The organism is Paraburkholderia sp. Ac-20347, assembly GCF_017104805.1.
Classification (GTDB): Bacteria; Pseudomonadota; Gammaproteobacteria; order Burkholderiales; family Burkholderiaceae; genus Paraburkholderia; species Paraburkholderia tropica.
The window spans coordinates 15,875-41,775 of record NZ_JAAGPN010000048.1 but is presented as its reverse complement, the minus strand read 5'-3'; the positions used below and the strand labels follow the sequence as shown (position 1 = coordinate 41,775).

24 protein-coding genes are annotated in these 25,901 nt (G+C 63.8%); 10 read left to right on the top strand and 14 right to left on the bottom strand.

Annotated elements, in window-relative coordinates:
* Positions 1-190: hypothetical protein (locus G3N97_RS12285; RefSeq protein ID WP_205993449.1), on the top strand; the 190-nt coding region annotated here is incomplete at its 5' end.
* Positions 191-260: 70 nt separating this feature from the next.
* Here the strand turns inward: G3N97_RS12285 and G3N97_RS12280 are convergent.
* The 3 genes from G3N97_RS12280 to arsC form a co-directional block, all read right to left on the bottom strand.
* Positions 261-815 (bottom strand): NAD(P)H-dependent oxidoreductase, encoded by a 555-nt coding sequence (locus G3N97_RS12280; RefSeq protein WP_205993448.1) that lies wholly within the window; start codon positions 813-815, stop codon positions 261-263.
* A 234-nt stretch (positions 816-1,049) separates the two neighbouring features.
* Positions 1,050-2,426 (bottom strand): gluconate:H+ symporter, encoded by a 1,377-nt coding sequence (locus G3N97_RS12275; RefSeq protein ID WP_205993447.1) that lies wholly within the window; start codon positions 2,424-2,426, stop codon positions 1,050-1,052.
* A 219-nt stretch (positions 2,427-2,645) separates the two neighbouring features.
* Entirely contained in the window at positions 2,646-3,005 is a 360-nt protein-coding gene (arsC, locus tag G3N97_RS12270) for an arsenate reductase (glutaredoxin) (RefSeq protein ID WP_205993446.1), read from the bottom strand.
* 758 nt (positions 3,006-3,763) lie between these two features.
* Here arsC and parA point away from each other — a divergent pair.
* Entirely contained in the window at positions 3,764-4,426 is a 663-nt protein-coding gene (parA, locus tag G3N97_RS12265; protein ID WP_065061659.1) for a ParA family partition ATPase, read from the top strand.
* Positions 4,427-4,450: 24 nt separating this feature from the next.
* On the top strand, positions 4,451-5,509 hold the full coding sequence (locus tag G3N97_RS12260; RefSeq protein ID WP_205993445.1) for a ParB/RepB/Spo0J family partition protein: 1,059 nt from the start codon (positions 4,451-4,453) through the stop codon (positions 5,507-5,509).
* 117 nt (positions 5,510-5,626) lie between these two features.
* Here G3N97_RS12260 and G3N97_RS12255 read toward each other — a convergent pair whose 3' ends face one another.
* Positions 5,627-6,985, bottom strand: coding sequence for a replication initiation protein (locus tag G3N97_RS12255; RefSeq protein ID WP_205993444.1), 1,359 nt, complete (start codon positions 6,983-6,985; stop codon positions 5,627-5,629).
* A gap of 1,903 nt (positions 6,986-8,888) precedes the next feature.
* On the opposite strand from G3N97_RS12255, the gene G3N97_RS12250 reads away from it, so the two are divergent.
* Entirely contained in the window at positions 8,889-10,091 is a 1,203-nt protein-coding gene (locus G3N97_RS12250) for a DNA-binding protein (protein ID WP_205993455.1), read from the top strand.
* Positions 10,092-10,185: 94 nt separating this feature from the next.
* Here G3N97_RS12250 and G3N97_RS12245 read toward each other — a convergent pair whose 3' ends face one another.
* The 3 genes from G3N97_RS12245 to G3N97_RS12235 all read right to left on the bottom strand — a co-directional run bounded on the left by G3N97_RS12245 (position 10,186) and on the right by G3N97_RS12235 (position 12,526).
* Positions 10,186-11,223 carry a tyrosine-type recombinase/integrase gene (locus G3N97_RS12245; RefSeq protein WP_205993443.1) on the bottom strand — a complete coding sequence of 346 codons (1,038 nt, stop codon included), beginning with the start codon at positions 11,221-11,223 and terminating at the stop codon, positions 10,186-10,188.
* A gap of 121 nt (positions 11,224-11,344) precedes the next feature.
* Positions 11,345-11,749, bottom strand: a complete 405-nt coding sequence (locus G3N97_RS12240; RefSeq protein ID WP_205993442.1) for a DUF2471 family protein — start codon at positions 11,747-11,749, stop codon at positions 11,345-11,347.
* Positions 11,750-11,860: 111 nt separating this feature from the next.
* On the bottom strand, positions 11,861-12,526 hold the full coding sequence (locus G3N97_RS12235; RefSeq protein ID WP_205993441.1) for an XRE family transcriptional regulator: 666 nt from the start codon (positions 12,524-12,526) through the stop codon (positions 11,861-11,863).
* Between the two features lie 123 nt (positions 12,527-12,649).
* Between G3N97_RS12235 and G3N97_RS12230 the strand changes: the two genes are divergently transcribed.
* Positions 12,650-13,852 carry a glycine C-acetyltransferase gene (locus tag G3N97_RS12230; RefSeq protein ID WP_205993440.1) on the top strand — a complete coding sequence of 401 codons (1,203 nt, stop codon included), beginning with the start codon at positions 12,650-12,652 and terminating at the stop codon, positions 13,850-13,852.
* Between the two features lie 15 nt (positions 13,853-13,867).
* Positions 13,868-14,905: an L-threonine 3-dehydrogenase gene (tdh, locus tag G3N97_RS12225; protein ID WP_205993439.1), complete on the top strand. Its 1,038-nt coding sequence runs from the start codon at positions 13,868-13,870 to the stop codon at positions 14,903-14,905.
* Between the two features lie 10 nt (positions 14,906-14,915).
* On the opposite strand, the gene G3N97_RS12220 is transcribed toward tdh, so the two are convergent.
* On the bottom strand, positions 14,916-15,584 hold the full coding sequence (locus G3N97_RS12220; RefSeq protein ID WP_205993438.1) for a YceI family protein: 669 nt from the start codon (positions 15,582-15,584) through the stop codon (positions 14,916-14,918).
* A gap of 233 nt (positions 15,585-15,817) precedes the next feature.
* Here G3N97_RS12220 and G3N97_RS12215 point away from each other — a divergent pair, with 233 nt between their 5' ends.
* The 4 genes from G3N97_RS12215 (at position 15,818) to dsbG (ending at position 18,743) form a co-directional block, all read left to right on the top strand.
* Entirely contained in the window at positions 15,818-16,432 is a 615-nt protein-coding gene (locus G3N97_RS12215; protein WP_205993437.1) for a TetR/AcrR family transcriptional regulator, read from the top strand.
* A gap of 84 nt (positions 16,433-16,516) precedes the next feature.
* The gene (locus G3N97_RS12210; protein WP_205993436.1) at positions 16,517-17,008 is read left to right on the top strand and encodes a nuclear transport factor 2 family protein; all 492 of its coding nucleotides are present in this window, start codon (positions 16,517-16,519) and stop codon (positions 17,006-17,008) included.
* Between the two features lie 250 nt (positions 17,009-17,258).
* Positions 17,259-17,849: a hypothetical protein gene (locus G3N97_RS12205; RefSeq protein ID WP_241030543.1), complete on the top strand. Its 591-nt coding sequence runs from the start codon at positions 17,259-17,261 to the stop codon at positions 17,847-17,849.
* A gap of 279 nt (positions 17,850-18,128) precedes the next feature.
* Positions 18,129-18,743, top strand: coding sequence for a thiol:disulfide interchange protein DsbG (gene dsbG / locus G3N97_RS12200; protein WP_205993435.1), 615 nt, complete (start codon positions 18,129-18,131; stop codon positions 18,741-18,743).
* A 331-nt stretch (positions 18,744-19,074) separates the two neighbouring features.
* Here dsbG and G3N97_RS12195 read toward each other — a convergent pair whose 3' ends face one another.
* The 6 genes from G3N97_RS12195 to G3N97_RS12170 form a co-directional block, all read right to left on the bottom strand.
* Positions 19,075-20,013 (bottom strand): DUF1571 domain-containing protein, encoded by a 939-nt coding sequence (locus G3N97_RS12195; protein ID WP_205993434.1) that lies wholly within the window; start codon positions 20,011-20,013, stop codon positions 19,075-19,077.
* A gap of 58 nt (positions 20,014-20,071) precedes the next feature.
* Entirely contained in the window at positions 20,072-21,832 is a 1,761-nt protein-coding gene (locus tag G3N97_RS12190; RefSeq protein WP_205993433.1) for an AMP-binding protein, read from the bottom strand.
* 140 nt (positions 21,833-21,972) lie between these two features.
* Entirely contained in the window at positions 21,973-23,028 is a 1,056-nt protein-coding gene (locus G3N97_RS12185; protein WP_346778059.1) for an alpha/beta fold hydrolase, read from the bottom strand.
* Between the two features lie 84 nt (positions 23,029-23,112).
* Entirely contained in the window at positions 23,113-24,030 is a 918-nt protein-coding gene (locus G3N97_RS12180) for an alpha/beta fold hydrolase (protein WP_205993432.1), read from the bottom strand.
* A gap of 6 nt (positions 24,031-24,036) precedes the next feature.
* A complete protein-coding gene (locus tag G3N97_RS12175) occupies positions 24,037-24,939 on the bottom strand; it encodes a metal-dependent hydrolase (protein WP_205993431.1) in 903 nt (300 codons plus the stop codon).
* On the bottom strand, positions 24,936-25,874 hold the full coding sequence (locus G3N97_RS12170) for an SDR family NAD(P)-dependent oxidoreductase (protein WP_205993430.1): 939 nt from the start codon (positions 25,872-25,874) through the stop codon (positions 24,936-24,938). The genes G3N97_RS12175 and G3N97_RS12170 overlap by 4 nt, the downstream gene beginning before the upstream one ends.
* Positions 25,875-25,901: the final 27 nt, after the last annotated feature.

Genomic DNA, 25,901 nt, shown 5'->3' with positions numbered 1-25,901 from the left:
GGGGACGCAAGCGAGCGTGCAACCTGCCCCGCACGTGGACGTGCCGTCCGCGCCGCAAGCGACGGAAACGGCCAGCGGTGCGCAGCGCATCCCCGACGAATTCATCGAGTACGAAGAGGATTCGCACGATCACCGCGCGTCCGATGCACCCGACCGCCCCGTGACCGGCTCGCGGCCGACGCTGCATTAACGCCGAGATTTGACGAAAAAAAGCGCGGCCCGAGCCGCGCTTTTTTTGTGTCTCCCGATCGAAACCAGCTTCAGCGACCGAGCTGACGCTTGACCCAATCCACGTAGCGATCGACGAACGTCTGCAGGAATTTGCGCGTATCGTCGTTCACAATCTCGCCTTTTTCGTTGATTCTGCTGGCATCGTGCTTGATAAACATTTCGGGCTGACCGAGCGTCGCCACATCGAGATAGGCAAGCACGTTGCGCAGATGCGCCTGCGACAGCGCCGTGCCGATTGCGCCCGGCGAGGTGCCGAGCACCGCGCCCGGCTTGCCGGTCCACGAATTCTTGCCCCACGGCCGCGAACCCCAGTCGATCGCGTTCTTCAGCACGCCAGGAATCGAGCGGTTGTATTCGGGCGTGACGAACAGCAGCGCGTCGGCGGCCTCGATCTTCTGCTTGAACTGACGCGCGACCTCGGGGTAATCGGCGTCGTAGTCCTGGCTGTAGAGCGGCAGCACGCCGATGTCGAGAAACTCGAACGAGAAGTCGGACGGCGCGAGCGAGGCGACCGCGTGCGCGAGTTGCCGATTGAAGGATTCCTTGCGCAGACTGCCGACCACGACCGCTACTTGATAAGCCATTTCCTTCTCCTCGAAAGCGCGCGAAGCGCGGTGGAACGAAACGACATCATAGGCGGGAGCGCTTTCGCACGTCGCTAAGATGGGCCGGTGCGCCTCGCCTGTGGATAAGCGAGGGCGGCGCGGATTTATCCACAGATTTCGTTCATAACCTTGTGGACAACTCCGCACCAGGCCCGGTGGCATCGGGCCTCGGTCGGAATCGCGCCGAAGACGTTATCCGACCATTCACCTGCCTCAGTTCAGCAGGCTCCAGAGCAGCAGCGTGAGCACGAGGCCGACGACCGATACGATGGTTTGCAGGATCGACCAGACGAACACGGTCTGCTTGAGTTTCAGGCCGAAGTACTCGCGCACCATCCAGAAGCCTGCGTCGTTCACGTGGCAGAAGAACACCGAGCCCGCGCCGATGGCGAGCGCCATCAGCGAGTTGTGCGTGGCGCTCAAGCCGGTGACGACCGGCGCGACGATGCCGGCCGTCGCGGTGGTCGCGACGGTGGCCGAACCCGTGGCCTGGCGCAGCGCGACGGCGATCAGCCACGCGAGCAGCAGCAGCGGCAGGTGCGCGCCGACGGCGATCTTGCTGATGGTCGTGCTGATGCCCGCGAGCACGAGCGTCTGCTTGAGACCGCCGCCTGCGCCGATCGTCAGCAGCAGACCCGCGATCGGGGGCAGGCTTTTGCGCAGGATGTTGCCGACGCGCTCGCGCGCCATGCCGCGCGACCAGCCGAGCACGACGATCGCGAACAGCACGGTGAGTCCCAGCGCGATCAGTGGCTCACCCAGGAAATTCAGCGTCGTGAACGCGAGCGTGTCCGGCGTGAGTGCGAGTTTCGCGATCGTGCGGCAAAGCATCAGCACGGCGGGCAACAGAATCGTCAGCAGCGAAACGGCGAAACCGGGCGCGGCCAGTTGCGTGTCGTGACTCGTGAACAGCTTGCCGAGATCCTCGGGCTCGTCCACGTGCATGCGACGCGAGAGCCACGAACCGTAAAGCGGACCCGCGAGGATCACCGCCGGCACCGCGACGAGCACGCCGAAACCGAGCGTGATGCCGAGATCGGCATGCAGCGCGCTCACAGCGATCAGCGGACCGGGATGCGGCGGCAGCAGCGCGTGCAGCGTAGTCATGCCGGCGAGCGCGGGAATCGCGATGCGCAGGATCGGCTGCTTCGAGCGGCGCGCCATCACGAAGATGATCGGCACCATCATCACCAGACCCACTTCGAAGAACAGCGGCAAGCCGATGATCACGGCGACGAGCGCCATCATCCACGGCAACGTGCGCGGCGTGGAGTGATCGAGCAGGGTGGTCACGAGCCGGTCGGCCGCGCCGGACTCGGCCATCAGCGCGCCGAGCATGGCCCCGAGCGCGATGATGATGCCGACGTCGCCGAGCAGGGCGCCCGCGCCTTTGCTGAATGCGCTGGCGACGCCTTCGAGCGGCACGCCGGCGGCAAAGCCCGCCGCGAAGGTGCCGACGAGGATCGAGAGAAACGGCGCGAGCTTGAGCACGCTGATCAGGATGACGATCAGCGCGAGGCCCAGCAGGCAGGAGAGGATGAGGCGCGTGTCGTGGAACGACCACGCGGATAGAGTTGCAAGCGATTCCACTGAAGTCTCGTTTTGGCGGTTGGCGGGTGAGAGCCTGATGGTTTTTTCTGCGTCGGCGCCGGGGGCAGGCGAGCGGGGGAGGGCTAGCCCGGACTGGCGACGACCATCGTTTGGGGCGTCGGCGTGGCCACTATCTGGCCTGGTCGGCGCTCGATGTTTTCGAACGTCTTCGGTGTCGATCAGATGCGCAGTCTGATCCGATGCGGTGTCTGCCGCGTGTCAGGCAAACAGCGCCGCGACATTCTCCGGCGGACGGCCGATCACCGCGCGGCCATCGCGGACGACGATCGGGCGCTGCAGCAGAATCGGGTGACTTGCGATTGCTTCGTAGAGCTGAGCATCCGTGACCGTGGCGGCGCCGAGGCCGAGTTCCGCGTATTCGGTCTCACCGGTTCGGATCATGTCGCGCAGTGCGCCACCCAGCATCGCGTGCAAGGCCTTGAGCTGCTCGACCGTCGGCGGCGTCTTCAGATACTCGATCACGTCGACGGGTTCGTTTCCCGTGTTGTAGCTGGTGGTGACCAGCTCACAGGTGGCGCGTGACTTCGAGCATCGAGGGTTGTGGTAGATCGTGATCATCTGTTCGGTTGCTGTTGTGATTAGGTAATGGGCGGCGGTCGTCGTCGCTGTCGCGCTCGTACACACGATGCGCTGTTGAGCTGAGCGTCGGGCGAGCGAGTGGCGGTGCGTTCGTTGAGCAGGCGACGATCGATATTGGCTGCGCCTGGTTCGCTCGCGGCACTCTCCCGGCTTTTGCCTGCGGCGTACGGTCGCGCTGATTTTAACGGGCAATGGCGAAGAGAGCAGGGCGGGGCTGCAATGGCTCCGCGTGGACCACGTGGGGTGGCGGAGTTTTATGCGCATAAAGATGCATGGGCTTGTGGCGAATGACGTGGGGTAGAGACGCGAGGGCTGGGTCATCGCGCGAGCCTTTATGCGCATAAAGCTGTCCACGTCGGGTTGATCCACGCGACTGATGGAATGCGTCGGCTGCACCAGTGCCCTGCAATTGCTTGAGTGGGGGCGCACACCAAACTGAACCCGCACTCGCATGCCCACTTCTGCGAGGACCAGTCTTTCGGCGCGGGATTGCCTCGCCTTTCCATTGCCACATTTCGCCGTTGGATCGTCACACCTCTTCACCAACGCACGACCGACCTGCATCGCACGCTCGGTTCGCTGCTCAAAGACCACACTCCCACGCAGCGACTTTATGCGCATAAACCTTGGCCAAACGGCTAACGTTCACATTAAAAATCGAAAATCACAAACTCAATCATTGAATCGCAACTCAATCCAGGTAAAATTCAAAACAATTAGCAAAAGGAGAAAACCAATTGGCAGCAGAGATAATCGCAGTCACGCAGCAAAAGGGCGGGGTCGGCAAGAGCACGATCGCGATGCATCTCGGCGCAGCATTCCACGAAAGAGGTAAGCGCGTGCTCGTGGTCGATGCCGACGGCCAAAACACACTCGTCCATTGGGCCAGTGCTTCTTCCGATGGCGAAGCCGGCATTCCGTTCCCGGTCGTCAACCTCTCCGAAGCCGGTGGCCAGATCCATCGGGAGATCAAGAAGTTCATCGGGGACTACGACATCATCGTGGTCGATTGCCCGCCGTCGATCACGGAAAAGGTCTCGGGCGTCGTGTTGCTCGCCGCGACCGTCGCCGTCATTCCGACTTCGTCGTCACCTGCGGATTACTGGTCGAGCGTCGGCCTCGTCAAACTCATCCAGCAGGCTCAAGTGATGAACGAGGATCTCAAGGCCGTCTTCCTGCTGAACAAGACCGAAGAGAAGCGCATGCTCACGCGCGAGTTGAAGCGTGCGCTGGAAGAACTGGGCTTCCCCTTGCTCAAAACCCAGATTCCGACCCGCGAAGCCTATAAGCAGGCGATGGCCCTCGGCCAGACCGTGCTGCAAATGAGCGACCGCGGTGCGCGGCTCGCTGCGACGGAGGTGCGTGCTTGCGCCGACGAAATCGCAGAGATGCTCCCCTGACTTTATGCGCATAAAGGACCCTGAATGAAGCCCTCACAATTTGCCAAAGGTTTTCAGGCTCGGCCTGACACCACGAGCAGCGAGAAGCGCACGGCGCTCGACCGACTCAACGCCATCGACGGCCTCGTCCAGGACAAGCCCAAAGCCCGCGAGACCGCCGGACGTTCGAGCCAGCCGGAACCCATCGCCGTCACCGCCGACGACGCGATTTCACCGGTTGAAAACGAGTCGGCGGAGTATCGCGCGTGGCGTCTGGAGCAAGGCTACCGCCCTGGCCAGATCATCGAACTGCCGCTGAAGGCTATCAAGGCGAGCCCGTTCAACCCGCGTCACTTCTATCTGAAGACGTCGATCGCCGAACTCGCGGTCAATCTCGCGAAGCAAGGGCAGCAGCAGGCGATCCACGTGATTCCGGATTACGCCGCACCGGGCAGCTATTACGTGAGCGACGGCGGACGTCGCGTGCGCGCGCTCAAGGAAGCCAACAAGGAAGTCGTCAAGGCGATCGTCGTCGATCTGCCAATTGGCCTCGAGAGCTACAAGCTCGGCTACGACCTCAACGTCCAGCGCGACTCCCAGACGGTGTTCGACAACGCCGTCGTCTGGAAGCGTTTTATCGACGACAAGCATTTCCAGAGCCAGCGTGAACTCGCGGATCACCTCGGCCTCGACGAGTCGACGGTTGCGGTCGCCTTGTCCATTGGCAAGTTGCCCGAGTCGGTCATGCACGAAATGGTGGCGCGTCCGGATCGCTTCGGTTCGAACATGGCCTATCAGGTTGGCCGCTATCATGGTGCGCGGGGCACGGACGCCACGCTGCGTCTGATCAACCGGATTCTGGCCGACGACCTCAGCACGCGACAGGTCGCGGATATCGTCAAGGGCCGCGCGACGCCGCAGGAAAGTCCGAAGCCCGCCGGCCGCCAGCGCTACGCGCAACGGCTCGAGATCAAACTCGATGGTATGGCCGTCGGCGATCTGAAGTCGTACGGTGATGATCGACTCGAACTGCGCCTCAAGGGGCTCTCGAAGGATCGACGCGATGCGATCCTTCATCAGATCGAAGAAATGCTGAAAGCCTGATTGCCGCGACAAAGAAAAAACGGTCTTCACGTTCGATACGTGAAGACCGTTTTTTTATGGATTAACGAATAGTGTCGTACCGCGTTCCGGATCGCCGGCTCTGCGTTATTTCGCTTTTCAGGCCGCGCGTGCCTGGTTCAAAGTGAACGCGAGCAGGTCGCCATCGGTCGGTTCGCCCCAGGTCTTGCGAGCGAGCCAATCGAAGAACGCGGTGTCGGCCAGTTTCGATTCGAGACCACGACGACGCCAGTCGTCGCGCAGGTGGGCGCCCAGACCCGGCAACTCGTCGTTCTCGAACGAGTTGCGCGCGAGTTCGCGTTCGAGGTCGCCCTGCTCGTCGTAGAGCGCACGGGCTTCCTTGCGCCGGTACGCCGCGTACTCGTCCATCAGACGCGCCTTGGGATCGTCGGCCGTCACTCCACCGGCTGCCAGGCGACCCGTAGCCGCCGGCTTTTCCGCCGCGGTTTCGACCGGCGGTGCGTAACCCTTCTTCAGGGCATCCTTGAACAGCGCGGCGGCGCTGCGCACTGGCGGCAGCGTCGTGCTGCGCATGCGCTGCTCGGTGAGCTGAAGCGCCGCACGAATACGGTTTTCTTCGCTGTCCGCGTAAAGCGACTGCGCTTCCTTGAGCGGAATGCCGATCTTGACCATGCGATCGACCAGCGTGCTGTCGAACACGTTCGGATGCTCGTCGAGCGCCAGCATCGGCTGCTTGCGCTCGGTCACGCGGAACTGGATCTCGGCGACGCGCCGACCTTCGCGATGCTCGATCAGCTCGACGAAGATGTTGGTCACCGCGTTCACCTCAGCGATGGCCGGACGCAGGTAATCGCGCTTGAAGTACTTGTATTCGCGTTTCGCTTCGTCGCCAGCTTCGGTATCGGGCGTACCCGACAGAATCGGCCGCCACCACTCCCACGTTTCGCGCATGGTGAGATGGCTCGGATTCGTAAGATAGCGCACGCAGATTTCGTAGAGCGCGAGGCCGGCGCTGCTGCGCAGCTGGCTCTGGAATTGCAGACTCAGGCGAGCGTACTGGACCGGGTCCAGCAGCTTCTTCTTGATCTTGGGCGCGAACGAGAATTCCACCCAGACGCGGCGCGTGGCCGGATCTTCGAGAATTTCCGCGTCGGCGATCAGCGTGGAGATACCCCACTTGCGACCAGGCTTCTGGCTCGAGGTGCCCTGGCTCCATTCGACCTGCACCGACACCATGCGCCGCAGATGCTCCTTCACGAGCGCGGTATCGTTCGAGTCGAACGCCGAGTTCGCGACGATGTCGGAAAGCAGCGCGCGATAGGTATCGCCCCCTTCATCCGCCTGCTGCGCGACGGCGAGCAGCACGTTGAAGAGTTTGCGGGTCAGCAGAGTGATCTTGCCGCTCTTCGGCTGAATCGCGATTGCCTCGACGGCCTTGCGCAATTCGGCCGAGCTCGGGCTCACCACATCGGTTTTTTTCACGCGCTTCGTGGCCATGCGTCGGGTCGAGGTGAGAATTTCGCGAAAGGATACCGTCTGGGGTGAAACCCGTCTATAGGGTGACTCTCACCATTGCCGGTGAAGATGCCGTTCACGGGACGGCTCACCGCGACAGACTCCCGAAGACGCTCACCTTTGCGTCGAAACCCGATCCGCCGCACGCGCGCGGGGCTCGGGCCTGGCACGAAAGCGCACAAATCCGCCGCGCAAGAACGGTGTCAGACAGCTCCCGAAAAATCTCACCTCAAATTTTCCTGGCGCAAACACAACATTTCGCGTTTTTTCAGGTGAGCTCGAACGACGTCATGAAGGATCCCGCGACGCGGCGTCAATCGTGCGGCTGCATGTGGTCTTTTCCTCCCTGATGCCCTCCGGATCGCCTTCAATCGGTCAATTTCACGGTCATTCGACATGCAGACGGCAGCGGAAGGCTGCTACCACGCCATTCTGGCTCCCGAAAATGCTCACCATTGAATAGCCACGGTGCAAGGCCAGGCGTCCGTTTCATCACTTCAGTGAGCCAGTGAGCCCGCAAAATGCCTCCCGAATCATCTCACCCTGGCGTCGCGTAGTCCCGCTGGGTTCCAGAATCCCAAACCTCCGGCTCACCGTCGCTTTCACTCCCGAAAAGACTCACCATTCAACAGCATTCGGGAAAAAACCAATGGATTCGGGGGTTTATCCACAGGGACAAAGAGGTATTAACCCAGCAGATATCCCCCGAAAAACCTCACCTCTCGATCAGAATGAGGCGTTAATCAGCGTTCGGAAGTGCACCCATCACACTCCTGAAAAAACTCACCTTTGGCATCCCGCAAAGCCAATGTGTGGCATTCGAACGCCTGAATTATCAACCTTCTAGCGGAAGTGAATACCAACTTGCTCCCGGAAAAGCTCACCTGAAGCCCGAAAAAGGCCCAGAAAGGCCTCCCGAAAAGCCTCACGCCGCGTTAAATCGGCATTCCCGATTCCAAAGGCTGCGCGGCATCGCCGCAATCTCCTGTAAAACCTCACCTTAATGCGCTGATGACCATCCAGCGTGATGCGAACCGCGTGCCGATGTCCCTTCAAAATCATTATTGCCGTCCCGTAAAGGCTCACCTAAGGGTACTCAACCGTCCGGATTCAGCCCGATTCGGCCAAAATGCCCGTTCGGCTCCCGAAAAGCTTCACCTTTCCTGGCCGTTTTTTCCCGATCTCTCTCACCGCAGGGTTTTCGGCGACCGAATTGGACGAAAAAAGCGCGACAATCGATGGTCCTGAATCCGCTCACCGTTGCATTTCACGTAACAGCAGGCCCTGGCCCCGCGAGCCGTGGCCTCGGACCTCCCGGCCTCCCGAAATCCCTCACCCTTGCACTAGAGTCAAGAATCGACCGTTCCCCGAATCCGCTCACGTCCTTTCCCGCAGGCTCTCACCGGCTTCCCCGAACCCCATCACCCGCATGTCCCGTAGAGCCTCACCAGGTTTCCCGTAAAGCTTCACCTGATCGGGCTGGAAGCCTTGTCTGATAAGGGTTTGCCGTGGCGTTAACGTTTTTAACGGGTATCAAGGGTGTTTACTTTTATAGCTCTCAAGACAAACTTCCTTTCGCGTCCTCGAAAGATACCCCCACTCCCCCCTCGAAGAAGTCCCTGAGGTCACGGTCAATCAGTCCCAGAGCGACCTTCGTGAAACACTCGGCAAAATCCTGTCGCTATTGGAAAACCAAACGTTTACAATGGCTTATGAAACAAAGCTCGCTTTGTTTCACGGAATCGGCGATGTTCGGCATCTGTGGCGCGTTTTCTTCGAGCCCATTTTGCCGACAATCGGGTTGTTCTTGGCTGCGTCCAACAAAACGTATCGAATACTACGTAATTTGTTATTATTCGATCCGATACTGCTCGCCGAGACCCTCATGATCCGAGACGAAGAACGCGCCGCCATTCGCGAAGAACTCGAACGCCTGCGTGATGACGGCGCCCGCCGTCAGGATTTATCCCTTCACGCCTGCAAGCGCCTGTTCTTCGATTTCGGTATTCGACCCTCGATGGCCAATGTCCGTGATCTCACGCAGACCGGCAGCGCCAGCGACATCCCTAAAGACATTGAGTTGTTCTGGCAGCGCATCCGCACGGCGTCGAAAGTCCGTGTCGGTGGCGGTGCGATTCCGCCGGCACTGGAAGAACGCGCCGGCGAATTGCTGGGCGCCTTGTTCGAGGAAGCCCGCGCGCTCGCGCGCCAGACCTTGCAGTCCGAGCGCGATGAAATCGAAGTCGGTCGTCAGGACGCCGACCAGGCCTTGCGCGATGCGGAAGCCCGTCGCCTGGCCGCCGACGAATTACTCCAGCGCAGCGAAACCCGCACCGAAGCCGCGTGGGCTCGCGTGCGCGAACTCGAAAATCAGCTCGCGGCCTCGTCAGCGCATGGCGCTTCGCATCAGGATAATTTGCAGGCGACCGTGCGCCGCCTCGAAGCCGATAACGACTCGCTACAAAAACGGCTCGAAGCCGAGCAGACGACCAACGCCGGTCTGCGCGACCGGATCGACGGTCTGCATGAAGAAATGCGCCGCAGCACCGAGCACTACGCCCAGCAGATCAAGGACGCGCTCGCCGAAGCCGAGCGCCGCGTGAAACCGATGCTGGTCGAACTCGATGCGCTGCGCACGACGTCGTCGACGTGGCAGTCGGCTCAGCGCGAAGCCAGCAAGAAGGAATTCGAATTCATCCAGCAACTGGCCACGGCAAAGGCGCGTGCGGACCGACTCGACGTGGTGTTGCGCGAACGTTCGGACGAAGTGGACGCGTTGACGAGCCAGGTTGCGCAACTACGCTCGCAGCAAGGTGTCGATGGTTCGGTGGCGCAGGTGTTGTGTGCGCTGGCCACGTCCGGCCGGCTCGGCGAGGATGAACTGGCGGCGCTCGGCACGCTGGTGGACGGCCACGTAGCCCTCCCCTCTCGCTGTCCGTGTTGCGAAGAGGGCGAGCCGGAGCTGTCCCAGGTCGATGGCCGCTTTGAATTGTCGTGCCCCGAGTGCGATTACACGTCGGGGCTGGGCGCATCGCGCCTCGAAGCCGTCGCGCGATTTTCCGCCGGCAAGCACGATCTCGCGCGGTGAGCTTTTACAGGACGCGCCGCGCGAGTCGAGTGTGGGTTGGGAGTGAGTCTTTACGGGAGCCGCGAAGCCGCGGCCCGTTGAAATAGCAACACTTTCAGGCGTCGTCCGACGCGCTGTCTTTCTCCGCCGGATGCGCCGTTTGACTGTCTGACGAAGCGATGGATTGCGCCGTCGCCGCGCGCTCGGCCCACACGCGCCACGCGCGATGCAGGCGTCCCGACGAAATCGGCTGCATGAAGCCGAGCCACTGGCCCACCTGATCGGGATCGACTCCGCGTTCGAACAGATCCGCCGCGAAACTGTTGCGCAGCGTTTGCGGACTCGCGCGCTCGGCGCGTGTGCTGGCGATGCCGGCCGCTTCCATTTGCGCGTCGATCGCGCGCAACACCGTGGCCTTGTGCATCGGCCGCCCATTCGGCGAGCCTGGAAAGACCAGCGTGCCAGGCAGTTGGGCGAGCCGGCGTGCCTCGAGCCACGCGCCCATCACATCGACGGCGAACGGCGCGAGCCGCGTGCTGTGCGTGAGCGCCGGATTGTCGGCTTCGATCGTCAGCCATTCCGAACCGATCGAGGTTGCGTCGAGCGTGAGCGAAATCGCGTCGCCGGTTTTCAGGCCGCCGCCCAGAAAGACGGCGACGAGCGCGCGGTCGCGCCGCTCGCGCCAGCGCTTGGCCGCCGACTGTTCTGTGAGCGGGGCGAACAACTGGCCGATGACGGCAGCACGTTCCGCTGCGGTCAAAAAACCCGTGGGGTCGTTTTCGCGCGCGTTGCGCCAGGCGGCTTCGCCGTCCTGGGCGATGAAGCGCGCCGGATTGGCCGACGCCAGTTCGATCTGACGCACGTGATCGAGTACGCGTTCGATGAGCCGAAGGTAGCGCAGCCGCTGCGGCTTTTTCACGTCGAGCCCGGCGACGAATTCGGAGATCGTGCCGGTCTCGACCGACAGAATGGTTTGGCGCTTGAGCGCGAGCCATTCGAGAAAGCGCCCCCATTGCACACGATAGATATCGGCGGATGAGCGGCGAAGATCTTGCGAAACTAACCAGGCGTCGAACGCCGCGACAGGATCGTTCTGCCAGTCGGCGCGTCGCTGGTCGAAGAGGTCGCGGGGTTGAGAAGTCATCGCGGTCATTCCGTTAGTTGCATTACTGCTGCGATTGTAGCGAAGTTGAGAAAAGGTGTGCCGAAGACGGTGCGTGCGTGTGCGGTAACGTGCAGTGGCGTCTGGAGCCGACGCGAGTGGAAAGCCGCAATCAGCCGCCCCATGCGCGCGTGCGTCGGACCGCTTCGCGGCGGCGGCTTTCGCGCTGCGTCTCCTCGGCTGTTTGCGCGGCCTGCTCGTAAGCCGACACGGCAAAGGCGAACACCGCGGGAAGTGCATTGGAATGACCGAAGTCGACGGTGTCGTCGGTTTCGGGATACGCGAGGTCGCCGGGACGCTGGAACAGGCCGAGCATGATCGCGTCGTGGCGGCTGGCGAAACCGAGGTCCGCGAGCGCTTCCGCCTCGATCGCGTGCAGCAGGCGCCAGGTGAGCGGCACCTGCTGGCCGATGTAGCGTTGCGCGATGTTGCGCACGATGTGCTCCAGGTCGCGTGCGGCCGACTGAAAGCGTAAGGCGGCGAGTGCCTGGTCGTTCGGGGTGGGCGAAAGGTCCATGACGGCTCCGGTCATTCTTTTACTGTATAAATATACAGTACCGAAGCCGATCTTGCAGCCTGTCCGTATGGTCAGGTGGTGGAATCGGGCCGGAACGACCCGGCCGCCGGTCTAGCCGTGAATCACCACCAGCAGCGCACGCGCCGAGCCTTTCCCCACGTTGCGGATCGCGTGCGGCTGATCGGCGATATAGCGCGCCGTGTCGGCCGCTTTCAGGCGTTGGTGCTCGCCCGCCGATTCCACGTCGATACTGCCCTGAAGCACGGTGAGATGCTCGCGCGTCCCAGGCTCGTGCGCGTTCGACACGAGCGAGCCGCCGGGCTTGAGCGTCAGCTCGTACCACTCGAAATGTCCCGCCAGCTCGATCGGCCCCCAGACGCGCAGCTGATAACCCGCGTCGTGACCGAGCAGCGTCGGGATGTCGTGCGGTCCCGCCACGATGATCGCGTCCGGCGCCCTGGGCGCGGCGAACAGCGAATCGAGCTTCACGCCGAGCGCGTTGGTCAGACGCCAGGCCACGGCGATGGTCGGGTTCGCCTTGTCGCGCTCGATTTCCGATAGCATGGATTTCGACACGCCCGCCGCGCGCGAAAGCTCGTCGAGCGTCATCTTGCGCTCCGCGCGCAGCCGCTGGATCTGCTCGCCGACGCGCGGCGGCGCGGCCGGCGCGCTTGCGGGAAGCGGCGCATCCGCCGCGGACGTCGCTGTTTTGGAGCGGGATTTGCGCGTGCCGGTGCCGCCGGCTTTCGCGCCGGTGTCGGCGCCACTGCTTGCCATACGCTGCCTCATCGATTAGAGTTGTTCGGTATATCGAACTTGAGTTCGAAAAAACGAAAATATTCGCTCAGAGCTGACGGCGACTATAACAGCCGCGGCTCCCCCTGTCTGGAGCACGATGCCATGGCCACACCTTATCTCGACCACCTGCGCGCGACGCTCGACCAGATCCGCGCCGATGGCTTCTACAAAAGCGAGCGCGTGATCGCCACGCCGCAGTCGTCGGCGATCGGACTGGCCGACGGCAGCGACGTGCTGAACTTCTGCGCCAACAATTATCTGGGTCTCGCGAACGACCCGCGCCTGATCGCGGCCGCGAAGGACGGGCTCGATCGCGATGGTTTCGGCATGGCCTCGGTGCGCTTCATCTGCGGCACGCAAACGGTGCACAAGCAGCTCGAAAGCGCGCTCGCCGCGTTCCTGCAAACTGACGACTGCATTCTCTATTCGAGCTGTTTCGACGCCAACGGCGGCCTGTTCGAAACGCTGCTCGGCGATGAAGACGCGATCATCAGTGACGAACTCAATCATGCGAGCATCATCGACGGCGTGCGGCTCTCGAAGGCGCGCCGCTATCGCTACAAGAACAACGATCTCGCCGATCTCGAAGCGAAGCTGCGCGAGGCCGACGAAGCGGGCGCGCGCTACAAGCTGATCGCGACCGACGGCGTGTTCTCGATGGACGGCATCATCGCGAACCTCAAGGGCATCTGCGATCTCGCCGATCGCTACCAGGCGCTCGTGATGGTCGACGACTCGCACGCCGTGGGCTTCATCGGCGAACGCGGCCGTGGCACGCCCGAGCATTGCGGCGTCGCGCAACGCGTGGACATCATCACCGGCACGCTTGGCAAGGCGCTCGGCGGCGCGTCGGGCGGTTACGTGGCCGCGAAGCAGCCCGTGATCGATCTGCTGCGCCAGCGCTCGCGACCGTATCTGTTTTCGAACACGCTCACGCCGAGCATCGCCGCGGCTTCGCTCGCCGTGCTCGATCTGATCGCGAGCGACGAGGGCGGGCAACTGCGCCGCCGCGTGCAGGAAAACGGTGCGCATTTCCGCCGCGAAATGAGTGCGCTCGGCTTCACGCTCGTGCCGGGCGAACATCCGATCATTCCCGTGATGCTCGGCGACGCGCAGGTCGCGTCGAAGATGGCCGACGCGCTGTTGCACGAAGGCGTCTACGTGATCGGCTTTTCGTATCCGGTGGTGCCGAAGGGCCGCGCGCGCATTCGCACGCAGATGAGCGCGGCGCATACGCCCGAGCAGATTCAACGCGCCATCGGCGCATTTGCACGCGTAGGCAAGCAGCTTGGCGTGATTCAATAAGGAAAACGAATAATCATGAAAGCGCTTGCCAAACTCGAACGCGCGCCGGGCCTCACACTCACACGCGTGAAGAAGCCCGAAGTCGGTCACAACGACGTGATGATCAAGATCCGCAAGACGGCGATCTGCGGCACCGACATTCATATCTGGAAGTGGGACGACTGGGCGCAGAAAACCATTCCGGTGCCGATGCACGTGGGTCACGAATACGTCGGCGAAATCGTCGAAATGGGCCAGGAAGTGCGCGGTTTTGCGATTGGTGACCGCGTCTCCGGCGAAGGCCATATCACCTGCGGATTCTGTCGCAACTGTCGCGCGGGGCGTCGTCATCTGTGCCGCAACACCACGGGCGTGGGCGTGAACCGCGAGGGCGCGTTCGCCGAATATCTGGTGATTCCGGCCTTCAACGCGTTCAAGATTCCGCCTGAAATTTCCGACGATCTCGCCGCGATCTTCGATCCGTTCGGCAATGCCACGCACACGGCGCTGTCGTTCAATCTGGTCGGCGAGGACGTGCTGATCACGGGCGCGGGGCCGATCGGCATCATGGCCGTGGCGATTGCGAAGCACGTGGGCGCGCGCAATGTCGTGATCACCGACGTCAACGATTACCGGCTCGAACTCGCGCGCAAGATGGGCGCGACGCGTGCGGTGAACGTGTCGCGCGAATCGCTGCGCGACGTGATGGCCGATCTGCACATGACCGAAGGCTTCGACGTGGGCCTCGAAATGTCGGGCGTGCCGAGCGCTTTCACGGCGCTGCTCGAAGCGATGAACCACGGCGGCAAGGTCGCGCTGCTCGGTATTCCGCCCGCGCAGACCGCCATCGACTGGAACCAGGTTATCTTTAAAGGCCTTGAAATCAAGGGTATTTACGGCCGCGAGATGTTCGAGACCTGGTACAAGATGGTCGCGATGCTGCAGAGCGGTCTCGATCTGTCGCCGATCATTACGCACCGCTTCGGCGTGGACGACTACGAGAAAGGCTTCGCCGCCATGCTCTCGGGCGAAAGCGGCAAAGTGATTCTCGACTGGTCACAGGCCGCGGCCTGAGTCACTGCGATCATTGCGAGGCGGGTTCGGCGGCTTGCGCCTGCTGTTCGAACTCGGCCTCGATACGCACATCGACGTCGTCTCCCACTGCCGGATACCACGTCGACAAACCGAACTTCGCGCGGCTGAACACGCCGTGTGCGGAGAAGCCGATCGTCGGCTGCTTCGTGAGCGGATTCGGCGCGTAGCCGTTGAACACCACGTCGAGCGTGACCGGTTGCGTCACGCCGCGTATCGTCAGATTCCCCGTCAGTTTTCCAGCAGGCTTGCCGTTCACGTCGGCGCCGCGCACGAAGCGCGTGTTCGTGAAGCGTATCTGCGGCGAGTTCGCCGCGTCGAGCATCTGTGAGCCGGTCACCATACGGTCGAGCACCGGCACGTTGGTGTCGAGACTCGCGGCGTCGATCGAGACGTTCACCGCAGCATCGTCGAGCCCGTTCGCGCGCCAGTCGAGCGTCGCGCTCGCGCGGTCGAAGCGCATCACGAAACGCGTGTAGTGCAGATGATCGACGTCGAACACGATGCTCCAGTGATGCGCGTCGAGCGTGTAGGCGCCCGCCGGCACGGCGGTTTCGCTCGCGCTCACGCTGTGCGTCACCACGCGCAGCGGCGTGCAGGCGAGCAGCACGCATGTAGCGGCGGACGCGGCGGCGAACGCAACAATCGAACGTCGATTCATAAGGTCTCCTGTGACTGGGCGAGGCGCGTGAAAGTGCGCGTGCAATGCGCGCTTTGTCTATACGTTCGGCGGCGCGCGTTGCTTCCATCGGTCCATCATTTTTCCATATTGCGTGACCGCGCGTAAAAACCCGCTTGACGCGGGAGAATGATCGTTCTACTCTACGCTTCATGGAGAACGGTCGTTCTCCAGTAATCGCGGATATTTCCGCCATCAGCCAGAAGAAGCCCGCCATGAGCAATGCCACCGAGCACGCAGATAGCGCCCCCAGCACCGACGTCCGCGAGCGTCTGCTCGAAGCCGCCGAGGCGCTGATCTACGCGGGCGGCATTCACGCCACGGGCGTCGATGCGATCGTTCGTGCGGCGGGCGCCGCGCGCAAGAGTTTCTACACCTATTTCGATTCGAAGGACGCGCTCGTGGCTGCCGCGCTCGAACGCCGCGACGAGCGCTGGATGCGCTGGTTCATCGACGGCACGCTCAAGCGCGGACGCACGCCGCGCACGCGTCTGCTGGCCATGTTCGACGTGTTGCGCGAGTGGTTCGCGTCGGAGGATTTTCACGGCTGCGCGTTTCTGAACGCTGCGGGTGAGATCGCTTCGCCGGACGATCCGATCCGCCGCGTCTCGCGCGAGCACAAGGAGCGCCTGCTCGCTTTCGTGCGCGAACAGAGCGACGCGTGGGCCGCCGCCGCAGGCGCGGACCGGCGCGTAGCGGCGCGGCTCGCGCGTCAATGGCTGATCCTGATCGACGGCGCGATCGGCGTGGCGCTCGTCAGCGGCGAAGCCGACGCAGCGCTCGACGCACGCGCCGCCGCCCAGCTGATGCTCGACGCGCTCGCGCCGTAATACCGCTGCCGTTTTCCATCTACCCATCCCACAAGCTTTCGCGGGCGCCAACCCGGCGCGCCGCCCGTTCCCAGGAGTCCGAGCATGAGTGATCCCGTTCAGAGCACCGCTGAAGTCCGTCCGCCGCTGCCGCCGTTCACGCGCGAAACCGCCATCCAGAAAGTGCGCGGCGCCGAAGACGGCTGGAATTCGCGTGATCCGCAGCGCGTCGCGCTGGCCTATACGCCGCAAAGCGTGTGGCGCAATCGCGCGGAATTCGTCACGGGGCGCGAGGCCATCGTCGGCTTTCTCACGCGCAAGTGGGCGCGCGAGTTCGACTATCGGCTCATCAAGGAACTGTGGGCGTACACGGAGAATCGCATCGCGGTGCGTTTCGCCTATGAATGGCGCGACGATTCGGGCAACTGGTTTCGCTCGTACGGCAACGAGAACTGGGAGTTCGACGAGCACGGCCTGATGGCGCGCCGCTTCGCGTGCATCAACGATCTGCCGATCCGCGAAGCCGACCGTCTCTATCACTGGCCGCTCGGCCGTCGTCCCGACGATCATCCGGGCCTGAGCGAACTCGGGCTCTGAATCGCGCGTTCTCCGTACTTGTTCGCGTTCATCGGCGCGACTCATCGCGCTGGCATGATGACCGCGACGCCGCGTGGCGTCGGCGAACAGGCGACATGGCAGGCCGGCCGCAAGGCGCGATCCGAGCGTGTGCTCGATAGATGCGATAGGCGTGCGCAGCGCCTTGCGGTACAGTTTGCAGTCGCCATCGAAGAACAAGACAGCGAGCGCGCGGACCATGCGATCCGCCGCGAGCGAGGACGGAGAATCCATGCGGTTTTGGCAAGCGCGCAATGGCATCACAGGGACGAGCGGCATCACAGCAACCAATGCGCGTAAGCGCACCAGGCCGTTTCGACGGCAGGTCGCGGCGTGGCTGCTGTTCGCATTCGGCGCCGTGTTCGGCACATTTGGCGCGGCAAGCAGCGCGCACGCGGCCGACTGGTGCGGCGCTGGCCTCTGGGTCGACGCCATGGTCGGCTCGTATCACATCCATCCCGACAAAGACTTCGAGCAGTTCAATCCGGGCCTCGGCATCGAATGCTGGCCGAGCGATACCTGGGCCGTCACGGCGGGCGGTTTCCGCAACTCGCTGCGTCGGCCGTCGTGGTACGGCGGCGCGGTCTGGGCGCCCGAATTCCTGCATTGGGGCTTCGTGCGGCTCGCGGCGATGGGCGGCATCATCTCCGGCTACAACTACGGCAACTGGGGCCTCGGGCGCAATCACACCATTGGGCCGGTCGCCGCGCCGATCGTGATGGTCGCGTACAAGCGCGTGGGCGTGAACTTCATCGTCATCCCGCCGATTCCTTCCGACGATCTGCCGTTTACGATCGGTTTTCAGTTGCGGTTCAAGTTCTGAAGCGACGCGCGAGCCTGGGGCGTCGTGAACGCGCCAGGCTCGCTTCAGGCACTGAGGATCCCCAGGTTCGTCGCGTTTCCTGGCAAGTCCACTCACCTCCCGCAAACTCTCACCTTTCGCCGATCCCGATCGCCTGAGATCGAATCGCCGCACGCGCCGCCTGACATTCCTGCCAGGTTCGCGTCAGGGGCGGGCCACGTCCGCGCCATAAGATACGGGCTCCGCGCGCGGGCAACGCGCCTGCATTCGGCGCGCGCGGCACGAAACCCGAGGTGAATAATGAAGAAGTGGATCAGCATCCTGATCGCCGCGAGCGCATTCGGCGCGGCGGCACCCACCATGGCCGCGGATGACCCCGCGACCGCCTGGCTGCCCGCAGCGGCAGCCGCGCGATTCCAGAGCGCAAGCGCGATCGTCGAAGGCGCGAGCGGCGCGAACGTCAAGTCGACGCTTTACGTCTTCATGGACCCGAACTGTATTTTCTGTCACCTGGTGTGGAAGGCGCTGCAACCGTATGAAGCGGCAGGCCTGCAGGTGCACTGGATTCCGATGGGCTTCCTGAAGCCCGATTCGCCGGGCAAGGCGGCCGCGCTGCTGCAGGCGAAAAACCCTGCGGCACTCCTGAAGGTGCTCGAAACGCACTACAACGAGAAGGACGAATCGGGCGGCATCGCGCCGCTCGCGACCATTCCCGCCGCGGCGAAAGCGCAGCTCGACAGCAATATGCAGTTGTTCCAGGACCTCGGTTTTCAGGGCACGCCGTCGATCATCTATCAAGGTTCGGGCGGCCGCTGGGCCGACTATGATGGCGTGCCGAAGCTGAGCGCGCTGCCGGGCCTGCTCAATCTGCCCGAGCAACCGATCACGGATCCGGAGTTGCAGAAGTATCGGTGAGACGTTCCAGGAGATGCGCGTCGAGGGTGAGGCGAGGGTGAGACGCGGCGCGCATCTCCTGTTCACCGCAGCGTGCGAAAACGGCGCGAAGGTGAGGAATTCCAGGCGATCGACGATCAAGGTGAGTCGCCTGGTACGCCGATGTATCACCCGAAGCACTCAGAATCACCTGGAATGACCCGAAACGGTCGGCCGCGCGCTTCAAAAACGCAAAAGGTGAGGAATTCCAGGAGTCAGGGGCCGTATTTTCCGGTGAGCGCGCGATGCAATCCGCGCTTCACCCCGTCCACTCTCCCGAAAACCCTCACCTTGATCGCGACGCACGCGCGAACTAGAACTTGTAATCGGGATTCTTCGGATCGAACGCTTCGGCATCGAAACTCTTCGGCGTGATGCTGTCGATCACGATCTTCTCGAAGATCTGGCCGTCGTCGCCGTACGCTTCCACGGTGCGGAAATACGGATGACGCAGATCGAGCCCCAGCGTCTGCTTCTTCGCGTAAAACTGCGGTTTGCCGCTCGGCGACGTATAGGTGAGCGCGACCACGCGCACGCCGTTCATCGTCTTCACCTCGACCTCGGGCTTGTACGGCGCGCCCACTTCCACGTACTTCTTCGCGTCGGTCATGAACTGGCTGACGATGAACTCGGTCCCGAGATCGGTGATCTTGTGATTCGACTGCGAGCGCGCGAGCGTGCCGTCGAGCGCGGTCCACATCGGCATCACGCCAAGCAGGCCGCCCAGGTGGCCGTACATTTCATCGGACTTCTTCGAAGCGTCGTAGATCACTTCCTCGCCCGAATGCTCGCCGTCGGGCAGCCACTTCGCGTAGATGCGCAGCGGGTCGTGATCGAGTTTCACGAGCATGTGCGCGGGCTTGCCGGGCCACTTGCCGTTCAGGCGCTCCCAGCGCGACAGCGTGAACTCGTACGACGGATAACCCGACGGCCCGAGCTTGATGACCGTGGGCACCACGAGCGGATCGAGCGCCTGGAACAGCGCGGTGAGCTGCGCGTCGTCCATCTTCACGAGCGCGCCGCTCTTTTGCGCCTTCTGCAGCCAGCGCACCTGCTGATCGACGGAAAGCTTGCTCACTTCGGCGGCAGATGGCGCGGTGGCGCTGGTGGGTTCGCTGGCCGCGTTGTCGTCCTGCGCGAACGCGCCGGCGCACGCGAGCGCGAGCGCGGCGCACGCGATCGCCTTTAACAGCACACGAGGCTGGCGAGGCAGCGACGAAAACGTTGAAGCAAGCGTTGAAGCGGTGTTCATGATGCGTCTCCCTGTTTATGTTGGCCTGCTCGATAAAAGCCGGTGAAGCCCGCGCGATCTACGCCGCGCGTTGCCTGGCGATTTCCTCGTCGCGCAGCGCGCGGCGCAGGATCTTGCCGACGTTGGTTTGCGGCAGCGCCTCGCGAAACTCCACGAGGCGCGGCACCTTGTAACCGGTGAGCTGACGGCGGCAATGCGCGATCACCGCCTCGGCCGTGAGCGACGCATCGCGCGCGACCACGAACACCTTCACGCGCTCGCCCTGCACGGGATCGGGCACGCCGATGGCGGCCACTTCGCGCACGTCCGGATGCATCGCCACCACGTCCTCGATCTCGCTCGGATACACGTTGAAACCCGACACGATGATCATGTCCTTCTTGCGGTCGATGAGCTTGATGAAACCCTGCGCGTCCATCACGCCGATATCGCCGGTCGCGAGCCAGCCGTCGGCGTCGAGCACCTGCGCGGTCTCGTCGGGACGATTCCAGTAGCCGAGCATCACCTGCGGGCCTTTCACGCACAGTTCGCCGGGTTCGCCGATGTTGGCCCACGTGCCGTCCTCGCGGCGAAAACGCACTTGCGTCGACGGCACGGGCAAGCCGATCGAGCCTTCGAAATCGCGCATGTTCTGCAGATCGACGGGATTGGTCGCGACGATCGGCGAGCATTCCGTGAGCCCGTAGCCTTCGACGATCGGCTGCCCGGTCACGGCCTTGAAGCGGTCGGCGACGGCTTTCTGCGTGGCCATGCCGCCCGCCATCGCGAGCTTGAGCGCGGAGAAGTCGCGGCGGCGGAATTCCTCGCTGTCGAGCAGCGCGTTATAGAGCGTGTTGATCGCCGTGATGCCGGTGAAGGTCTCGCGGCGCAGGATCATCATCATGCGCTTCGTGTCGCGCGGGTTCGCGATCAGGATATTGCGCCCGCCGAGCCCGAGAAAGATCAGCGCATTCACCGTGAGCGAATAGATGTGATAGAGCGGCAACGGCGTGAGTACCGTTTCGACTTCGCCGCTGAGTTGCGACGCCGACCACGCCTTCGCCTGCAGCACGTTGGCGAGAATGTTGCGATGCGTGAGCATCGCGCCTTTCGCCACGCCGGTCGTGCCGCCGGTGTACTGCAGAAAGGCGAGGTCGCCGCTCGTGCGCAGCGCGTTCGCGAGCGTGCGCCGCGCGCCGATGTCGAGCGCCGCGCGCAGACGCACCGCGTTCGGCAGCGTGTAGTTCGGCACCATCTTCTTCACGCGGCGCAGCACGAAGTTCAGCAGACGACCCTTGAGATTGAGTCCGTCCGCGAGCAGATCGCCGAGCCCCGTCACCGCGATGTGCTCGATGCGCGTGCCGGGCAGCGCCTCTTCGAGCGTCTTCGCGAAGTTCTCGAACACCACGATCGCGCGCGCGCCGCTGTCCTTCAACTGATGCGCGAGTTCGCGCGGCGTATAGAGCGGATTGACGTTGACGACCACCGCGCCCGCCTTGAGCGCGCCGAACAGCGCGACGGGATACTGAAACGTATTCGGCAGCATGATCGCGACGCGCTCGCCGGGCGCGATGCCCAAGCCTTGCAGCCACGCCGCGAACGCTTCGGCCTTGCGTGCGAGTGCGCCATAAGTCAGCGATGCGCCCACGCTCACGTAGGCCACGCGTTCGCTGAACTGCGCGACGCATTCGTCGAAGTACTGCGAAATTGTTTCGTATTGCATAACGTCGATCTCGGGCGGAACGCCGGCGGGATAGGACGCGTACCAGATGCCGTCGGTGTCGGGCGCAGCATGCTGCGCGCCTGGCGCCGCCGTCTGCGATTGCAGTTGGGCTGCCATGGTCGTCTCCAGTCTGTCTTTGTTTTGGGGGCCGCGCGCGTGCTGATCGACACGGCCGCCCTTACGATAACAACGACGCCTCGCAAAACGCTTGCATCAGTACCGAGCAGTCACTCTAGCGGCGCGTGGCCGCGCGCCGTTCAGATCGCCGGACGTCCGTGCATGGGCGCGTCGAGCGGCAGCTCGCGTTCGTCATGCTGATCGACGGCGATCGTGCGTTCGGCGCTCGCGTGCGCCGTGCCCGCGATCGCGCTGCGCAGCCAGTCGTACGTGGTCGACGGCGCGGTCACGGGCAGCATGTGGCCGCCGTTCACGACCTTGAGCGACACGCGCGGCGATGCGCGGCGCAGCGCTTCGCCGTGACGCGTCCAATCGAGCACGATGTCGTCGCGGCCGAACAGCACGTCGACGGGCACGCCCAGCTGCGCATAACGTCGCGTCATCCGGTCGAGATCGTCGGCGTCCTCGATGGCGACGAGATCGCGCGAACCGTTCACGAAGCCCTGCGGACGCAGGCTCAGCAGCGCGCCGCCGCGCGTGCGGAAGTCGCGCGGCACCGCTTCGGGCGCGAACACCGCGCGCAACGTGCTCGCGCTCGTGGCGAGGCCGAACGGCGTCGCGAACGTGCGCGACACGAAGCGGCGCACCGCATTCGAGCGCAGCACGAGCGGACGAAACGCCTTCGGCACCTCGGTCTGCACGTGCGTGAGCGGCGCGATCAGCGCGAGACGCGCCACCGCTTCCGGATGATCGAGCGCGACGGACAACGCGAGCGCGCCGCCGAGCGAATGGCCCACGAGCACGGTCTGTTCGAGACCGAGCGCGGCGATGAAGTGCGCGACGCTATCGGCCTGCGCGCGAATATTCGCCGGGCCGTTCGGCGCGCGCGTCGAGTAGCCGGAGCCGGGCCGGTCGAGCAGGATCACGCGATGGTCGCGCGCGAGCGCCTCCAGCGGCAGATACGCGAAGTTGCGCAACTGGCCGCACAGACCGTGCACGAACACGACGGGCTGACCGCCAGGGTCGCCGAATTCGACGTAATGCAGACGCTCGCCGTCGATCTCGATGTGACGGCCGTCCATCGGCACGGCGGTTTCGATGCGGCGCGTGGCGCGCCGCGTATAGAGCGCGAGTGCGGCGCACGCGGCCACGATCACGGCGATTCCGGTTGCAAGGGGCAGGGCGATGGCGTTCACCGGCGGACCTCTCCGAAGGGGTGTGTCTCGATGTTGTAATGACCGCGCGTGGCTGCGTGGCGATGCGCGCGGTGACGACGCTGCTCAGGTTCTCTCAGGCAACACGCTCGCGCGGGCGTCGCTCGTCTGCGAAGCCTCCGTCTGCACGGGCGGCGACGCCTCGTTGCGCGCCCACGCGATGAAGCGATGCACGCGCGCGGCGATCAGCGGCGCGTCACGCACCACGGTCCAATGCGGCGCGTCGATGATCTCGCGCCGGTAACGCCCGAGCCATTGCGCGACGTGCTCGGACATCGCGGGCGTCACATAGCGGTCGAAGCGCGGCACGATGAACTGCACGGGCACCTGCGTGCGCCGCTCGCGCGGTCGCCGCGCGCAGGCGATGAAATTCGCGCGATACAGCTGGAGGCCGTTCAGGCAGTTGCGCAGTTGCTGCGGATCGCGTTCGGCGCGTACGCCTTCGGTCTTGCGCAGCCACCACGGCCAGAGCGCCGCGCCGCCGAGCCGCCAGACGAGCTGCGGCACCAGCGGCAGATGAAAAAACGCGATGTACCAGGACTTGAGCGTCTGGCGAAAGTTCGTCGGCGCGCGAAAGACGTGATCGAGGCAGGGACCCGAAATCGACGTATAGGACGCGATGCGCGCCGCGTTGGCCGGATCGGTGACGGCTTCCCAGCTCTGGATCGAGCCCCAGTCGTGCGCGACGAGATGAAACGGCCGCGCGCCGCACGTTGCATCGGCGACCGTCATCAGATCGTGCGCGAGCCGTTCGAGCCGATAACCGGCGCGATTCGATGGCGCGCTCGACGCGCCCATGCCGCGCACGTCGTACGCGATCACGCGATAGCGCGCGTCCAGTTCGCGCCGCAACGCCTCCCACACGCGCGCCGAATCGGGATAGCCGTGCACGAGCACGAGCGGCGGCGCGTCGCGCGGGCCGCTCGCATAGACCGCGAGCCGCACGTCGCCTGCATCGACTTCGAAGGTTTCGATCGCGGCCATGATGCGTCAGGCCGCGCGCGGCGAGCCCGCCGGATGCAGCGGCACGCGGCGCGGCGCGGCCTGCGAGGCGTACTGCGCGTTGGTGGCGTCGATCTGCGAGATCAGGCCGTCGATGCGTTCGAGATGCTGGCGGTTGTTGTGATCCCACGGATGAAAACCGGGCTTGAAGAAGCGCAGCCATTCCATCGCGATGCTCGGGAACACGCCGTGACGCGGACCGTAGAGAAACTTGAACAGCTTCCACCAGCCGCTGAATTTGCCGATGCGGCGCGTGTGGCGGCGCATCAGCGCGAGGTGATAGTCGAACACGATGAGCCAGAACAGCACGGTGGTCGCGAGCATCGTGCCGGTGCGCATCAGATAGCGCTTCGGGCCGGGCTTGATGACGGTATTCCACACGTCGTACGAGACCGACTTGTGCTCGGTTTCCTCGAGCGCGTGCCAGAGCCACATCTGCTTGTAGCCTTCGACCGAGCCTTCGATGCGCGAACCGGTTTCCGCTAGCAGCAGATCCGCGAGCATGGCCGTGTAGTGTTCGAGCGCGACCGTCTGCGCGAGTTGCAGCGAAGGCGGCAGCACCTTGCGCGCGAAGTTGAGGATTGCCCACAGCCGCTTGTCGAGCTTGTGCGCGGGCAGTCCCGCCGCTTGCAGCAGGTCGTTGTACTCGACGTGCTCGCGCGTGTGCATGGCTTCCTGGCCGATGAAACCCATCACCTGCTTCTTGAGGTCGGGGTCGTCGATACGGTCGCGATAGTGGCGCACGGAGTCCATGAAAAAGCGCTCGCCCGCCGGAAAAAGCAGCGACAGCGCGTTGAAGAAGTGAGTGACCGGCACGCCTTCGACGTGCCAGTCGCAAGCCCGTTCGGGCGGTAGCGCGAAGCGGATATCGCGTCGGACCGGCATGATCATGCTGTTTCTCCCTGATTATTGCCTGCGTTGTTGTTTCTTGCACCGCCGTTGAGCGCGGCTTCGCGCGCGGCGCGTCGGGCGCGGCGGTTCGCCTTGGCGGCTTCGCGGCGCGCGCTCATCACGACGAGCGCCTGGTACGCGGACGGCAGCACGCGCGCGAGCCAGTCGGCGGCGCGCGCGTCGCGCCCGATCAGCACGCGGCGCGCGTTGCGGCGCACGCCGGTGAGGATCGTGCGCGCGGCGTCGTCGGCGGTGGTGATGAAGAACTTCTCGAATTCGTCCTTGCCCTGCTGCTCGCTCGCGACCATGAAGCCGACCATGTTCGACGCCACGCGGCTCGCCTGGGCGATGTTGGTGCGGATGCCGCCCGGATGCACGCAGGTGGCCGAGACGCCGCACTTCATCATGTCGAGTTCCTGGCGCAGCGATTCGGTGAAGCCGCGCACCGCGAACTTGGTGGCGTTGTAGCCGCTCATGCCCGGCTGCGCGAACAGGCCGAACACGCTCGACGTATTGACGATATGGCCGTCGCCCGACGCCTTCAGATACGGCAGAAACGCTTTCGTGCCGTGCACGACGCCCCAGAAGTTGATGTTCACGATCCATTCGAGATCGTCGTAGGACATGCCGTCGATGGTGCTGGAGAGCGCCACGCCCGCGTTGTTGAACACGAGGTTCACGCGGCCGTGCGCGGCGGCGGTTTCGTCGGCCCACGCGAACATCGCGTCGCGCTTGCCCACGTCGAGCACGCGCGTCGTCACGCGTACGGTCGGTGCGAGCGCGCGCACGATGCGCTCGGTTTCGGCGAGACCGACGGTGTTCTTGTCGGCGAGCGCGAGATGGCAGCCCGCGCCCGCGAGCTGCACCGCGAGCGAGCGGCCCATGCCCGAGCCTGCGCCCGTGATGGCGGCGACCTTGTTGTCGAAGTGTTTCATGTCAGTGCTCCCTCTCCCTGTTGGGCC

Coding starts and splice junctions, on each gene's coding strand:
- G3N97_RS12195 (WP_205993434.1), bottom strand. CDS start 20,013: ATGAACACCGCTTCAACGCTTGCTTCAACGTTTTCGTCGCTGCCTCGC.
- G3N97_RS12245 (WP_205993443.1), bottom strand. CDS start 11,223: ATGACCGCGATGACTTCTCAACCCCGCGACCTCTTCGACCAGCGACGC.
- G3N97_RS12280 (WP_205993448.1), bottom strand. CDS start 815: ATGGCTTATCAAGTAGCGGTCGTGGTCGGCAGTCTGCGCAAGGAATCC.
- G3N97_RS12190 (WP_205993433.1), bottom strand. CDS start 21,832: ATGGCAGCCCAACTGCAATCGCAGACGGCGGCGCCAGGCGCGCAGCAT.
- G3N97_RS12260 (WP_205993445.1), top strand. CDS start 4,451: ATGAAGCCCTCACAATTTGCCAAAGGTTTTCAGGCTCGGCCTGACACC.
- tdh (WP_205993439.1), top strand. CDS start 13,868: ATGAAAGCGCTTGCCAAACTCGAACGCGCGCCGGGCCTCACACTCACA.
- G3N97_RS12170 (WP_205993430.1), bottom strand. CDS start 25,874: ATGAAACACTTCGACAACAAGGTCGCCGCCATCACGGGCGCAGGCTCG.
- G3N97_RS12180 (WP_205993432.1), bottom strand. CDS start 24,030: ATGGCCGCGATCGAAACCTTCGAAGTCGATGCAGGCGACGTGCGGCTC.
- G3N97_RS12175 (WP_205993431.1), bottom strand. CDS start 24,939: ATGATCATGCCGGTCCGACGCGATATCCGCTTCGCGCTACCGCCCGAA.
- dsbG (WP_205993435.1), top strand. CDS start 18,129: ATGAAGAAGTGGATCAGCATCCTGATCGCCGCGAGCGCATTCGGCGCG.
- G3N97_RS12230 (WP_205993440.1), top strand. CDS start 12,650: ATGGCCACACCTTATCTCGACCACCTGCGCGCGACGCTCGACCAGATC.
- G3N97_RS12205 (WP_241030543.1), top strand. CDS start 17,259: ATGCGGTTTTGGCAAGCGCGCAATGGCATCACAGGGACGAGCGGCATC.
- G3N97_RS12240 (WP_205993442.1), bottom strand. CDS start 11,749: ATGGACCTTTCGCCCACCCCGAACGACCAGGCACTCGCCGCCTTACGC.
- G3N97_RS12235 (WP_205993441.1), bottom strand. CDS start 12,526: ATGGCAAGCAGTGGCGCCGACACCGGCGCGAAAGCCGGCGGCACCGGC.
- G3N97_RS12220 (WP_205993438.1), bottom strand. CDS start 15,584: ATGAATCGACGTTCGATTGTTGCGTTCGCCGCCGCGTCCGCCGCTACA.
- G3N97_RS12215 (WP_205993437.1), top strand. CDS start 15,818: ATGAGCAATGCCACCGAGCACGCAGATAGCGCCCCCAGCACCGACGTC.
- G3N97_RS12250 (WP_205993455.1), top strand. CDS start 8,889: ATGATCCGAGACGAAGAACGCGCCGCCATTCGCGAAGAACTCGAACGC.
- arsC (WP_205993446.1), bottom strand. CDS start 3,005: ATGATCACGATCTACCACAACCCTCGATGCTCGAAGTCACGCGCCACC.
- G3N97_RS12210 (WP_205993436.1), top strand. CDS start 16,517: ATGAGTGATCCCGTTCAGAGCACCGCTGAAGTCCGTCCGCCGCTGCCG.
- G3N97_RS12255 (WP_205993444.1), bottom strand. CDS start 6,985: ATGGCCACGAAGCGCGTGAAAAAAACCGATGTGGTGAGCCCGAGCTCG.